Source organism: Mycobacterium intracellulare ATCC 13950, from assembly GCF_000277125.1.
Classification (GTDB): domain Bacteria; phylum Actinomycetota; class Actinomycetes; order Mycobacteriales; family Mycobacteriaceae; genus Mycobacterium; species Mycobacterium intracellulare.
Genome location: NC_016946.1, coordinates 3,259,523 through 3,272,891, shown reverse-complemented (window position 1 = coordinate 3,272,891; position 13,369 = coordinate 3,259,523). Strand labels below are relative to the sequence as shown.

Here is a 13,369-nt window from a genome sequence, read left to right as displayed (position 1 = left end):
GACTACCATGACCGTAGAACGCGACGGTCCCGCCGCCGGAGAGGAGTGCTCATCCGATGACAACAGCGCGCCTGCCCAAACTGCCACTGGACGAAGCCAAAGCCGCCGCCGACGAAGCGGCCGTCCCCAACTATATGGCCGAACTGAGCATCTTCCAAGTGCTGCTCAACCATCCGCCGCTGGCGCGCGCCATCAACGACCTGCTCGCCACCATGCTCTGGCACGGCGCCCTCGACGCGCGGTTGCGCGAGTTGGCGATCATGCGGATCGGCTGGCTGACCGCGTGCGACTACGAGTGGACGCAGCATTGGCGCGTCGCGTCCCGGCTCGGCGTCCCGGGTGACGACCTGCTCGGCGTGCGAGATTGGCGGAACTACGCCGGGTTTGGGCCCGCCGAGCGGGCGGTGCTGGCGGCGACCGACGACGTGGTGCGCGACGGCGCGGTCAGCGCCGCGAGCTGGGCGGCCTGCGAGCGCGAATTCGACGGCGACACAACGGTTCTCGTCGAGCTGGTCACGGTCATCGGCGCGTGGCGCATGGTCTCCTCCATCCTGCAGAGCCTTGAGGTGCCGCTTGAGGACGGCGTATCGAGCTGGCCTCCGGACGGCCGGCCGCCCGGGCCCAAGGGTTGAGCCGGCGGCGCGAATTGCACAGGGCCGTAAGCGATTGACTTCTCAAGCGGGAACTCTTAGCGTCGGGCAATGAGAACCAGGGTCGCCGAGATGCTCGGTGTCGAATTCCCGATCTGCGCCTTCAGCCATTGCCGCGACGTGGTGGCCGCGGTGACCAACGCGGGCGGATTCGGCATCCTGGGCGCCACCGCGCACAGCCCGGCGCGACTGCGCAGCGAGCTGACCTGGATCGAGCAGCAGACCGGCGGCAAGCCCTACGGGGTCGACCTGCTGCTGCCGCCCAAATACGTCGGCGCCGAGCAGGGCGGGATCGACACCGACCAGGCCCGGACCCTGCTGCCCGAGGAGCATCGCGCGTTCGTCGACGACCTGCTGGCCCGCTACGGCGTGACGGCGCCCGCCGGGGACGCCCGCCCGTCCGTGGGCGGTTTGAACATCTCGCCCAAGAGCTACCAGCCGCTGCTCGACGTGGCCTTCGACCACGACATCCGGCTGATCGCCAGCGCGCTCGGCCCACCCCCGTCGGACCTCGTCGAACGCGCCCACGCCGCCGGCGTGCTGGTGGCCGCGCTGGCCGGCACCACCCGCCACGCCCAGCGGCACGCCGCCGCCGGCGTCGACCTGATCGTCGCGCAGGGCACCGAGGCGGGCGGCCACACCGGCGAGGTGGCGACGATGGTGCTGGTGCCGGAGGTCGTCGACGCCGTGGCCCCGGTGCCGGTGCTCGCCGCCGGGGGGATCGCCCGCGGCCGCCAGATCGCGGCGGCGCTGGCGCTGGGCGCCGAGGGCGTGTGGTGCGGGTCGGTGTGGCTGACCACCGAGGAAGCCGAGACGGTGCCCGTGGTCAAGGAGAAGTTCCTGGCCGCCACGTCCTCGGACACGGTGCGGTCGCGCTCGATGACCGGCAAGCCGGCGCGCATGCTGCGCACCGCCTGGACCGAGGAGTGGGACCGGCCGGAGAACCCCGACCCGCTGGGCATGCCGTTGCAGACCGCGCTGATCACCGAGCCGCAGCTGCGCATCAATTCCGCCGCCGCCCACGACGGTGCCAGGGCGCGTGAGCTGGCGACTTACTTCGTCGGGCAGGTGGTGGGCTCGCTCGATCGGGTCCGCCCGACGCGCTCGGTGGTGCTGGACATGGTCGAGGAATTCATCGACACGATCGGCCGGCTCGACGGCCTGGTCGAGAAGTGATCGCGGTCCGGTCGGTAACGAATCGCGGACACGCTGTCCAGGGATTTGACCGCGTCAGACCGCTCGTGCATTATCGGTCGGGTAAGCACCTCGTTAGGTGAGGCGTCTACACGAATACAGGCCACTGACCCCGAACGTCGAAAGACGCCCCGGGTCAGGACAGCTCCTCCCGGCTTAAGGGTTGAGCCCAGGTGGCTTCCGGTTTGGTTTTTCCAGGCCAGGACACGTCGTGTGGTGCCGAAGCTCTGACGAGAGGGGTGCGGATCTCCGGCGGTCGTCGGATTCTGCTCCTTTTGCTGCGCCTAGATCGCATGCGACCCCGCATGCGTCGCGACCGCGAGGAGGTGAGGGACACATGAGTTCTTGCGATAGTCCGGATCGAAGTCCGAACCCTGTTTCGTCCCGATCCGTTCTCCGGCGCGACCTCCTCGGCTGAGGCGTCGCACACGCTAAGTGCTTATCCGCCAAGCGTTCTGAGATCGGAACCCACCCGGGACGGGACACGTCAGTCCTTTTTTGGTCCCCGTTGGAATTCTCCTCTAGGAGTCGATCATGACCGCAGCTCTCTACGACGACGTCGTCACCGTCGCGCCCGCCCGCACCCTGAGGGTGGTACGCGACGTCCCCGAAATCCACGTCCCCGAGCCCGTGGAAGAGCCGCGCCGCAGCGACTTCCCGCTCTTCGGCCCGGGCGGCGACCCGCTGATCCACGGGGCCTGCCGGTTGCTCAGCATTCCGCTGCGCCACGTGTACGCGGCGCTGTGGCGGGTGGGTGTGCTCGAGGTTCGGGGCCAGTAGAATCGTTCCATTGGCGTCGATCCGGCCATCACCGGGGAGCTTTCGGAAGAACAGCCGTTCCGGCTCAGTAGAACCGAACGGGTAGGCCCGTCACAGCCTTCGATGAGCGGTCGCGCGTGAGCGCGGCAAGCGGGGTGGTACCGCGGCGCTCGCGCAGCCGGCGCGTCGTCGTCCCCAGGCCTGGAGACTGGCACAGGAGACGACGTTTGACCGAGCACACATACCCGAAGCCGGCGGGCGGGGCGCCCGACTTCCCGGCCCTCGAGGTCGAGGTGCTGGACTACTGGGCTCGAGACGACACCTTCCGCGCCAGCATCGCCCGCCGCGACGGCTCGCCGGAGTACGTGTTCTACGACGGGCCGCCGTTCGCCAACGGCCTGCCGCACTACGGGCACCTGCTCACCGGCTACGTCAAGGACATCGTCCCGCGCTACCGCACCATGCGCGGCTACAAGGTGGAGCGTCGATTCGGCTGGGACACCCACGGGCTGCCGGCCGAACTCGAGGTCGAGCGCCAGTTGGGCATCACCGACAAGTCCCAAATCGACGACATGGGCATCGCCGCCTTCAACGACGCCTGCCGCGCCTCGGTGCTGCGCTACACCGACGAGTGGCAGGCCTACGTCACCCGCCAGGCGCGCTGGGTCGATTTCGACAACGACTACAAGACGCTGGACCTGCCGTACATGGAGTCGGTGATCTGGGCGTTCAAACAGCTGTGGGACAAGGGCCTGGCGTATGAGGGCTACCGGGTGTTGCCCTATTGCTGGCGCGACGAAACCCCGTTGTCCAACCACGAATTGCGGATGGACGACGACGTCTACCAGAGCCGCCAGGACCCCGCGCTCACCGTCGGATTCCGGGTGGTGGGCGGTTCGCTTGATGGCGCGCATCTGCTGGTGTGGACGACGACGCCCTGGACGTTGCCGTCCAACCTCGCCGTCGCCGTCAACCCCGACGTGACCTACGTGCAGGTGCGGGTGGGCGAGCGTCGTTTCGTGCTGGCGGAGGCGCGGCTGGCCGCCTACGCCCGCGAGCTGGGCGAAGAGCCCGAGGTGCTGGGCACCTACCGGGGCGCGGACCTGCTCGGCACCCGGTACCTGCCGCCGTTCCCGTATTTCGTGGACACCCCCAACGCGTTTCGGGTCCTGCCGGGCGAGTTCGTCACCACCGAGGACGGCACCGGCATCGTGCACATGGCGCCGGCCTACGGCGAGGACGACATGGCGGTCGGCGAGGCGGCCGGCATCGCGCCGGTCACGCCGGTCGACTCCAAGGGCCGATTCGACGCCAGCGTCCGGGATTACCAGGGGCAGCACGTCTTTGACGCCAACCCGCACATCATCCGCGACCTGAAGAACGGCACCGGCCCCGCCGCGGCCAACGGGGCGGTGCTGGTGCGCCACGAAACTTACGAGCACCCCTACCCGCACTGCTGGCGGTGCCGCAATCCGCTGATCTACCGGGCGGTGTCGTCGTGGTTCGTCGCGGTCACCGAATTCCGGGACCGCATGGTGGAGCTCAACCAGCAGATCACCTGGTACCCCGAACACGTCAAGGACGGCCAGTTCGGCAAGTGGTTGCAGGGGGCCCGCGATTGGTCGATCTCGCGAAACCGCTACTGGGGCACCCCGATTCCGGTGTGGAAGTCCGACGATCCGGACTACCCGCGCATCGACGTGTACGGCAGCCTCGACGAGCTGGAGCGCGATTTCGGGGTGCGGCCGACCAACCTGCACCGTCCCTTCATCGACGAGCTGACCCGGCCCAATCCCGACGATCCGACCGGGCGTTCGGTGATGCGGCGCATCCCAGACGTGCTCGACGTGTGGTTCGACTCCGGGTCGATGCCCTATGCCCAGGTGCACTACCCGTTCGAGAACTCCGACTGGTTCGACACGCACTACCCGGGCGACTTCATCGTCGAGTACATCGGCCAGACCCGCGGCTGGTTCTACACGCTGCACGTGCTGGCTACCGCGCTGTTCGACCGGCCCTCCTTCAAAACCTGTGTGGCCCATGGCATCGTGCTGGGCTCCGACGGCCAGAAGATGAGCAAGTCGCTGCGCAACTATCCCGACGTGTCCGAGGTGTTCGACCGCGACGGCTCCGACGCCATGCGGTGGTTCCTGATGGCCTCGCCGATCCTGCGCGGCGGCAACCTCATCGTCACCGAGCAGGGCATCCGCGAGGGCGTGCGCCAGGTGCTGCTGCCGTTCTGGAACGCCTACAGCTTCCTGGCCCTCTACGCGCCGAAAGTCGGTACCTGGCGTACCGATTCGGCTCAGGTGCTGGATCGCTACATCCTGGCCAAGCTCGCCCAACTGCGCGACGACCTGACCCGCGAGATGGACAGCTGTGACATCTCGCGGGCCTGCGAGCAGCTGCGCCTGTTCACCGAGGCGTTGACGAACTGGTATGTGCGACGGTCGCGTTCGCGGTTCTGGGCCGAGGACGTCGACGCCATCGACACCCTGCACACCGTGCTCGAGGTGACCGCGCGGCTGGCCGCGCCGCTGCTTCCGTCGGTGACCGAGGTCGTCTGGCGCGGCCTGACTTCTCAGCGCTCGGTGCACCTGACCGATTGGCCGGCACCCGGTGACGTGCCCGCCGACCCCGAGCTGGTCGCCGCGATGGATCAGGTTCGCGAGGTGTGCTCGGCCGCCTCGTCGCTGCGCAAGGCCAAGAAGCTGCGGGTGCGGTTGCCGTTGCCGAAACTCACTGTGGCCGTGGAGAACCCGCACCTCCTGGAGCCGTTCGTCGACCTGATCGCCGACGAGCTCAACGTCAAGACCGTCGAGCTGACCGACGCGATCGACACCTACGGCTCCTTCGAGCTCACCGTCAACGCGCGGGTGGCCGGCCCGCGGCTGGGCAAGGACGTCCAGGCGGCGATCAAGGCGGTCAAGGCGGGGGAGGGCGTCGTCAACGACGACGGCACCCTGACCGCCGGGCCCGCGGTGCTGCAGCCCGGTGAGTACAGCTCGCGGCTGGTGGCCGCCGACCCGGAATTCACCGCGGCCCTGCCCGACGGCGCGGGCCTGGTGGTGCTGGACGGCACCGTCACACCAGAACTCGAAGCCGAGGGCTGGGCCAAGGACCGCATCCGCGAACTGCAGGAGCTGCGCAAGTCGAGCGGGCTGGACGTCTCCGATCGCATCAGCGTGGTGATGTCGGTGCCCACCGAGCGCGCCGACTGGGCGCGGGCGCACCGCGACCTCATCGCCGGCGAAATCCTGGCCACCAGCTTCGAATTCGGCGACCCGGCCGACGGCGCGGACATCGGCGACGGCGTGCGGGTGAGCATCGCCAAGGCCTGAGCCGTCACATCCGCCACTTTCGTCTCTCCGCGAGACGACACGTTTTGTGCCCACCTCCGAGCGACAATCGCCACCGCAGCGTGTCGGCGTGACCAACTGTCGCTGTGAGGCGGGCACAACACAACACCATATGGTCGGACGCGGCTTTCGGCGGCCAAGCGAGCCGGGCGCGCGTCCGGAGGGCCCTAGCATCAATCTGTGGAGTCGCGTTGGGTGCTGCACCTGGACATGGACGCGTTCTTCGCTTCCGTCGAGCAGCTCACCCGGCCGACCCTGCGCGGTCGGCCGGTGCTGGTCGGCGGTTTGGGTGGGCGCGGAGTGGTTGCCGGCGCCAGCTACGAGGCCCGGGTGTTCGGCGCCCGGTCGGCCATGCCCATGCATCAGGCCCGCCGGCTGGTCGGCGTGAGCGCGGTGGTGTTGCCGCCGCGCGGCGTGGTGTACGGGGTGGCCAGCCGACGGGTGTTCGACACCATCCGCGCCGTCGTCCCCGTCGTCGAGCAGCTCTCCTTCGACGAGGGATTCGGCGAACCCGCGCAGCTGGCCGGCGCGTCCGCCGCCGACGTCGAAACCTTCTGCGAGGACCTGCGCCGACGGGTCCGCGACCAGACCGGGCTGATCGCCTCGGTCGGCGCGGGCTCGGGCAAACAGATCGCCAAGATCGCCTCCGGTCTGGCCAAGCCCGACGGGATCCGCGTCGTCCGCCGCGACGAAGAACGGTCGCTGCTCGGCGGGTTGCCGGTGCGCCGCCTGTGGGGGATCGGTCCGGTCGCCGAGGAGAAGCTGCATCGCCTCGGCATCGAGACCGTCGGCGAGCTGGCCGCGCTGAGCGACGCCGAGGCGGCCAACATCCTGGGCGCGACGATCGGGCCGGCGCTGCACCGGCTGGCCCGCGGCGTCGACGACCGCCCCGTCGCCGAGCGCGCCGAGGCCAAACAGATCAGCTCCGAATCGACCTTCGCCGTCGACCTGACCAGCCTCGAGCAGCTGCGGGAGGCGATCGAACCGATCGCCGAGCACGCCCATCACCGGCTGGTGCGCGACGGCCGCGGCGCCCGCACGGTCACGGTCAAGCTGAAGAAGTCCGACATGAGCACGCTGACCCGGTCCGCGACGCTGCCCTACGCCACCACCGAGGTCGCCGCGCTGGTCGGCGTGGCCCGCCGGCTGTTGCTCGATCCGCGCGAGATCGGGCCCATTCGCCTTCTCGGCGTGGGGTTTTCGGGGTTGAGCGACGTGCGCCAGGAGTCGCTGTTCCCCGATTTGGAATTGCCGCAGCCGCAACCGGATTCGTCTTCGGTCGAAACCGCGACCGAGGTGATGTTCACCAAGGGGCCGGAAGAGGCTGGGTGGCGGGTGGGCGATGACGTCGTACACCGCGAGCTCGGGCACGGCTGGGTGCAGGGCGCGGGCCACGGCGTGGTGACCGCGCGGTTCGAAACCCGCACCTCCGGGCCGGGCCCGGCCCGCACGTTTCCCGCCGACAGCGGAGAGCTCGCCCGCGCCAACCCGGTCGATTCGCTGGACTGGCCGGACTATGTGGGCGATCTGCAGACCGACGCCGCGTCAGCCCCACCGGCCGATGACGTCGGCGACCGGTAACCCGGCGGCCAGCGCGGCGATCAGCAAAACGCGCGCCTGGGCCGGGCGCAGCCCGGGCACCATGATCGCCCCGGCCGCCGCCATGTCATGGCCGGGGCCGTAACTCGCGCCGACCCGCCCGCCGGGGACCCGGGTGGACACCGCGACGACGACCCCGTCGCCGCAGTGCCGGCGCACCGCGTCGACCACCGCGGGACCGGCGTTCCCCGAGCCCAGCGCCTCGAGCACCACGCCGCGCGCCCCGGCAGCCACGCAGGCGTCGAGCGCGACCGCGTCACTGCCCAGGTAGGCCGCGACGATGTCCACCCGCGGCGCCGAGCCCGCCCGCACCTCGCCCACGTACGGCCTCGTCTTCGACCCGGTCAACGCCACCTCGCCGGCGACGGTGCCCAGCAGCCGGCCGGTGAAGCCGCTCAGGTCCTCGGTGGCCACCTTGTACATGCCCAGCGGCTGCAGCACCCGGCCCGCGAAACACATCACCACGCCCAGGCCGCGGGCGGCGGGGCTGGCCGCCACGGCCAGGGCGTCGCGCACGTTCGCCGGACCGTCCGCGTCGGGCGCGTCGGCGCTGCGCATGGCGCCGGTCAACACGATCGGCGCGTCACCGCCGTAGGTCAGGTCGAGCCACAGGGCGCTTTCCTCCATGGTGTCGGTGCCATGCAGGACGACCACCCCGTCGGCGCCGGCGTCGAGCGCGGCCGTCACCGCGTCGCGGATCCGGTCCCAATCGGCCAGCGTCAGCTCCGAGCTGTCGACCGCCAGCAGGTCCACGACGTCGACGTCGAGACCGGACGTCAGCTCCGCCGCGCCGTAGGCCGGCCGGTGCACCCCGTCGGCGCCGGTGGCGGTCGATATCGTGCCCCCGGTGGCGATCACGGTGAGGCGGGCCATGTTCGAATCATTGCGCATCGCCGTCGCGGACGTCGCTCGCCCGCGCGGGGCGGTAGGGGATGATGGGAGAGTGCCTGAAGAACCAAGCGGATCGACTGAGCCGGTGACCTCGGCCGACAAGCCCGAGGACGCCGCGGCGACCGACCCGCAGCGGCCCCCGCGCCGACTGCGCCTGCTGCTGTCGGTCGCGGCCATCGTCCTGGCCCTCGACATCGTCACCAAGGTGCTCGCCGTCAAGCTGTTACCGCCCGGCCAGCCGGTGCCGATCATCGGCGACACGATCACCTGGACCCTGGTGCGCAATTCGGGTGCCGCGTTCTCGATGGCCACCGGATACACGTGGATGCTGACCTTGATCGCGACCGGCGTGGTGGTCGGCATCTTCTGGATGGGCCGGCGGCTGGTATCCCCCTGGTGGGCGGTCGGTCTGGGGTTGATCCTCGGCGGCGCCATGGGCAACCTGGTCGACCGCTTCTTCCGGGCCCCCGGACCGCTGCGCGGCCACGTCGTCGACTTCCTCTCCGTCGGTTGGTGGCCGGTGTTCAACGTCGCCGACCCCTCGGTGGTCGGTGGAGCCATCCTGCTGGTGGTGCTGTCGATCTTCGGCTTCGACTTCGACTCGGTCGGTCGGCGTCGCAAGGACGACGACACCGGGGACAGCGCGGGTGAGTGACCGCTCGATGCCGGTCCCCGAGGGACTGGCGGGCATGCGCGTCGACGCCGGGCTGGCCCGCCTGCTGGGGCTGTCGCGCAGCGCGGCGGCGGCGCTGGCCGAAGACGGCGGCGTCGAGCTGGACGGGGTGCAGGCCGGCAAGTCCGATCGTCTGACCGGCGGGGCGTGGCTGCAGGTGCGCCTGCCCGAGCCGCCGGCGCCGTTGCAGAACACGCCGGTCGACATCGAGGGCATGACGATCCTGTATTCCGACGACGACATCGTCGCGGTCGACAAACCGGCCGCGGTGGCCGCGCACGCGTCGGTGGGCTGGAGCGGGCCGACGGTGCTCGGCGGCCTGGCGGCCGCCGGTTACCGGATCACCACCTCCGGCGTGCCCGAGCGGCAGGGCATCGTGCATCGCCTCGACGTCGGCACCTCCGGGGTGATGGTGGTGGCGCTCTCCGAGCGCGCCTACACGTTGCTCAAGCGGGCGTTCAAGCAACGCACCGTCGACAAGCGCTATCACGCGCTGGTGCAGGGACACCCGGATCCGTCCAGCGGCACCATCGACGCGCCGATCGGGCGCCACCGCGGCGGCGAGTGGAAGTTCGCGATCACCAAGGACGGCCGGCACAGCCTCACCCACTACGACACCGTGGAGGCCTTCGTCGCCGCCAGCCTGCTCGACGTGCACCTGGAAACCGGGCGCACCCACCAGATCCGGGTGCATTTCTCCGCGTTGCACCACCCGTGCTGCGGAGACCTGGTCTACGGCGCCGACCCAAAGCTCGCGAAAAGGCTTGGGCTGGAACGTCAATGGCTGCACGCCCGCTCGCTGTCGTTCGCCCACCCGGCCGACGGCCGGCGGATGGAGATCGTCAGCCCCTATCCGCCCGACCTGCAGCACGCGCTGGACGTGCTGCGCGACGAGGGCTGACTCAGTCTGATGGTCGCGACCCGCTGCGCCCGGCTTCGCCGCGCTTGCGATCGCTCAGCTGGGCTTGCGGGCCTCGACGAGCAGCCGCACGGAGTCGGTGACGAACGGCCCCTCGGACTCGATGCGCTCGTGCAGTTCGGCCAGCCGGTCGCGGTAGCGCTGGACGGTGAAGTCGGGCACCGACCAGATCACCTTGCGTAGGAAGTAGACGATGGCGCCGATGTCGAAGAACTCCGCGCGCATCCGCTCCATGCGCAGATCGACGATCTGCAGCCCGGCCGCCTCGGCCTGCGCGCGCACGGCGTCGGGGTGAAACTCGGTCCCTTTCTCCGGTTGGGGCCCGATGAAGTACTCGACCAACTCGGCCATCGTGGCGGGGCCGATGTGCTGCGCGAAGTAGCTGCCGCCGGGGCGGAGCACCCGAAAGATCTCGGTCCACCAGACGGAGATCGGATGGCGCGTGGTCACCAGGTCGAACGCGTCATCGGCGAACGGCAGTGGCGGCTCGTCCCGCGTCGCGACGACCACCGCGCCCAGCGGATGCAGGCGTTGCGTGGCCAGGGCGGCGTTGGGAGGCCACGTCTCGATGGCCGCCATGGTGGGCGGGAAGGGGGCGGCGCCGGCGAGCACCTCGCCGCCTCCGGTGTGAATGTCCAGCGCGGCCGACACGCTCGCCAACCGTTGCCGCAGCAGGCGCTGGTAGCCCCACGACGGGCGTTCCTCGGTCGCCCGGCCGTCCAGCCACGAGAAATCCCAGCCGTCGACCGGGGCGGCCTCCGCCTCCGCGATCAGGTCGTCAAATGTGCGCCGCATGTCAGCATGCTAGGCACCGTTCGAGACGGATAGCACGCGCGCTCAGACCGTCGCCTTGGCGTCGCCCGTCGCGATCTCGGGCGCCAACGGCGCGATCGCACCGAGGATCTCGGTCACCGTCTCGGGCGGCACCCCGGCGGCTGCCAGCGCATCGGCAAGATGCGCGGCCACCAAACCGAAGTGGTGCATGGTGATTCCGCGGCCCTGATGCACCTGCTTCATCGGTGCGCCGGTGTAAGGCTCCGGGCCGCCCAGCGCCGCGGCGAAGAACTCGACCTGTTTGCCCTTGAGGCGGTTCATGTTCGTGCCGGCGAAGAAGCCGGCGAGTTCGTCGTCCGCAAGCACTCGGACGTAGAAGTCGTCGACGGCGACCTCGATCGCCTCGTGCCCGCCGATCCGGTCGTAGATGGTGCCCGGTTCAGGCTTGCGGAAGCGCGCCAGAATTTTCATAAGGCCGATTGGAACATCCGGGCGTTGCCCGTCGGTTAGTGCGCGATCACGTCCGGATTGCTGTGTGTAACAAGCGGATTGCCTATCGGTGGCGATCGTGATGGGTGGACCGTGAGAGGGCGTGGCGGGCCACATGAGTGCAATCCGCATCGGGGCGGGGGCCTGATGACCTAGGTTGGCGGTATGACCCGCGTCACATCACTGTCCAGGAGCGAACGCCGATGAACCTTGGCGACTTGACGAACTTGGTGGAGAGCTCGCTGGGGAGCTTGGTGGAAAAGCCGCTGGCGACGGTGTCTCACCTCGTCAACACCCCGAACTCGGCGGGCCGGTATCGGCCGTTCTATCTGAGGAATCTGCTCGACGCGGTGCAGGGCCGCACGCTCGAGGAAGCCGTCCGCGACAAGACCATCCTGATCACCGGGGGATCGTCGGGCATCGGCGAGGCCGCCGCGAAGAAGATCGCCGAGGCCGGGGGGACCGTGGCGCTGGTCGCCCGCACCCGGGAAAACCTCGAGAAGGTCGCGGACGAAATCAGCGGTGCCGGCGGGGCCGCCCACGTCTACCCCTGCGACCTGTCCGACATGGACGCCATCGCGGCCATGGCCGATCAGGTGCTCGACGAGCTCGGCGGCGTCGATGTCCTGATCAACAATGCCGGGCGGTCGATTCGCCGATCGCTGGAGCTGTCCTACGACCGCATCCACGACTATCAGCGGACCATGCAGCTGAACTACCTGGGCGCGGTCCAGCTGATTCTCAAGTTCATCCCCGGGATGCGCGAGCGGGGGTATGGGCACATCGTCAACGTCTCCTCGGTGGGTGTGCAGACGCGGGCGCCCCGCTTCGGGGCCTACATCGCCAGCAAGGCCGCGCTGGACAGCCTGTGCGACTCGCTGCAGGCCGAGACCGTCAACGACGGCGTCAAGTTCACCACCGTGCACATGGCTTTGGTGCGCACGCCGATGATCAGCCCGACCACGCTGTACGACAAGTTCCCGGCGCTGACGCCCGAGCAGGCGGCCGGGGTGATCGCGGACGCGATCGTGCACCGGCCGCGCCGGGCCAGCTCGCCGTTCGGGCAGTTCGCCGCCGTCGCCGATGCGGTCAACCCGGCGGTGATGGACCGGGTGCGCAACCGGGCGTTCACCATGTTCGGTGACTCCAGCGCCGCGAAGGGTGATCAATCGACAAGCGACACAACGGAATTCGATAGACGAAGCGAAACGTTTGTGCGGGCGACCCGCGGGATACATTGGTGAGACATGAGCCTTCCGAAACCTGACATCCAGACCACCGTCGTCATCACCGGGGCCTCCTCGGGCATCGGCGCCGAACTGGCTCGCGGCCTGGCCCGCCGCGGCTTCCCGCTGCTGCTGGTGGCGCGGCGCCGCGAACGCCTCGACGAGCTGGCCAACGAGGTCGGCCAGGAGTACTCGGTGGCGGTCGAGGTGCTCCCGCTGGACCTCAGCGACGAGCAGGAGCGCGCCAAGCTGGCGAGCCGGCTGCGCGCGGAGCCGATCGCCGGGCTGTGCAACAGCGCCGGCTTCGGCACCAGCGGCGTCTTCCACGAATTGCCGGTGGAACGCGAGAGCGAGGAGGTCACCCTCAACGCGCTGGCGCTGATGGAACTCACCCACGCGGCCTTGCCCGGGATGGTCGAGCGCGGGGCCGGCGCGGTGATGAACATCGCCTCGATCGCCGGCTTTCAGCCGGTTCCCTACATGGCCGTCTATTCGGCCACCAAGGCCTTCGTGCAGACGTTCTCCGAAGCCGTGCACGAGGAGCTGCACGACACCGGGGTGTCGGTGACCTGCCTGTGCCCGGGGCCGGTGCCGACCGAGTGGGCGGAGATCGCCAACGCCGAGCGGTTCAGCATTCCGCTCGCTCAGGTTTCGCCGCGCGACGTGGCCGAGGCGGCGATCGGCGGCATGCTGTCCGGCCGCCGCACGGTGGTGCCCGGCGTGGTGCCCAAGGTGGTGAGCACGGGCGGGCGGTTCGCGCCGCGCAGCCTGCTGCTGCCGGGCATCCGGATCGGCAACCGATTTCGCGGCGGGCCCAAACACTGAGGTATATGGCG

Annotated in this window: 12 protein-coding genes and 1 riboswitch; of the genes, 9 read left to right on the top strand and 3 right to left on the bottom strand. The window is 69.6% G+C overall.

The window, feature by feature from the left end; all coding sequences use genetic code 11:
• Window positions 1-56: 56 nt before the first annotated feature.
• From OCU_RS39910 to OCU_RS39890, 5 genes are all read left to right on the top strand, one after another.
• Window positions 57-632: a carboxymuconolactone decarboxylase family protein gene (locus OCU_RS39910; RefSeq protein ID WP_009957085.1), complete on the top strand. Its 576-nt coding sequence runs from the start codon at window positions 57-59 to the stop codon at window positions 630-632.
• Between the two features lie 69 nt (window positions 633-701).
• A complete protein-coding gene (locus OCU_RS39905; protein ID WP_014380390.1) occupies window positions 702-1,826 on the top strand; it encodes an NAD(P)H-dependent flavin oxidoreductase in 1,125 nt (374 codons plus the stop codon).
• Between the two features lie 82 nt (window positions 1,827-1,908).
• A riboswitch (M-box (ykoK) riboswitch) is annotated at window positions 1,909-2,090 on the top strand.
• 288 nt (window positions 2,091-2,378) lie between these two features.
• Window positions 2,379-2,624, top strand: coding sequence for an Rv1535 family protein (locus tag OCU_RS39900; RefSeq protein ID WP_008257871.1), 246 nt, complete (start codon window positions 2,379-2,381; stop codon window positions 2,622-2,624).
• Window positions 2,625-2,830: 206 nt separating this feature from the next.
• Window positions 2,831-5,944, top strand: coding sequence for an isoleucine--tRNA ligase (gene ileS / locus OCU_RS39895; RefSeq protein WP_014380389.1), 3,114 nt, complete (start codon window positions 2,831-2,833; stop codon window positions 5,942-5,944).
• Between the two features lie 198 nt (window positions 5,945-6,142).
• A complete protein-coding gene (locus OCU_RS39890; protein WP_009955503.1) occupies window positions 6,143-7,543 on the top strand; it encodes a DNA polymerase IV in 1,401 nt (466 codons plus the stop codon).
• On the opposite strand, the gene OCU_RS39885 is transcribed toward OCU_RS39890, so the two are convergent.
• Window positions 7,508-8,434 (bottom strand): asparaginase, encoded by a 927-nt coding sequence (locus tag OCU_RS39885; protein ID WP_041787201.1) that lies wholly within the window; start codon window positions 8,432-8,434, stop codon window positions 7,508-7,510. The genes OCU_RS39890 and OCU_RS39885 overlap by 36 nt on opposite strands.
• A 70-nt stretch (window positions 8,435-8,504) precedes the next feature.
• On the opposite strand from OCU_RS39885, the gene lspA reads away from it, so the two are divergent.
• Both lspA and OCU_RS39875 read left to right on the top strand, forming a co-directional pair.
• The gene (gene lspA, locus OCU_RS39880) at window positions 8,505-9,107 is read left to right on the top strand and encodes a signal peptidase II (RefSeq protein WP_026071344.1); all 603 of its coding nucleotides are present in this window, start codon (window positions 8,505-8,507) and stop codon (window positions 9,105-9,107) included.
• Entirely contained in the window at window positions 9,100-10,026 is a 927-nt protein-coding gene (locus OCU_RS39875) for an RluA family pseudouridine synthase (RefSeq protein ID WP_008257866.1), read from the top strand. Before lspA ends, OCU_RS39875 begins: the two co-directional genes overlap by 8 nt.
• Before the next feature lie 54 nt (window positions 10,027-10,080).
• On the opposite strand, the gene OCU_RS39870 is transcribed toward OCU_RS39875, so the two are convergent.
• Together OCU_RS39870 and OCU_RS39865 are read right to left on the bottom strand one after the other, a co-directional pair.
• A complete protein-coding gene (locus OCU_RS39870; RefSeq protein ID WP_008257865.1) occupies window positions 10,081-10,839 on the bottom strand; it encodes a class I SAM-dependent methyltransferase in 759 nt (252 codons plus the stop codon).
• 42 nt (window positions 10,840-10,881) lie between these two features.
• Complete coding sequence (locus OCU_RS39865; protein WP_009955507.1) at window positions 10,882-11,289, bottom strand: group I truncated hemoglobin; 408 nt, start codon at window positions 11,287-11,289, stop codon at window positions 10,882-10,884.
• Window positions 11,290-11,510: 221 nt separating this feature from the next.
• Here OCU_RS39865 and OCU_RS39860 point away from each other — a divergent pair, with 221 nt between their 5' ends.
• Entirely contained in the window at window positions 11,511-12,551 is a 1,041-nt protein-coding gene (locus OCU_RS39860; protein WP_008257863.1) for an SDR family NAD(P)-dependent oxidoreductase, read from the top strand.
• A 3-nt stretch (window positions 12,552-12,554) separates the two neighbouring features.
• On the top strand, window positions 12,555-13,358 hold the full coding sequence (locus OCU_RS39855) for an SDR family NAD(P)-dependent oxidoreductase (protein ID WP_008257860.1): 804 nt from the start codon (window positions 12,555-12,557) through the stop codon (window positions 13,356-13,358).
• Window positions 13,359-13,369: the final 11 nt, after the last annotated feature.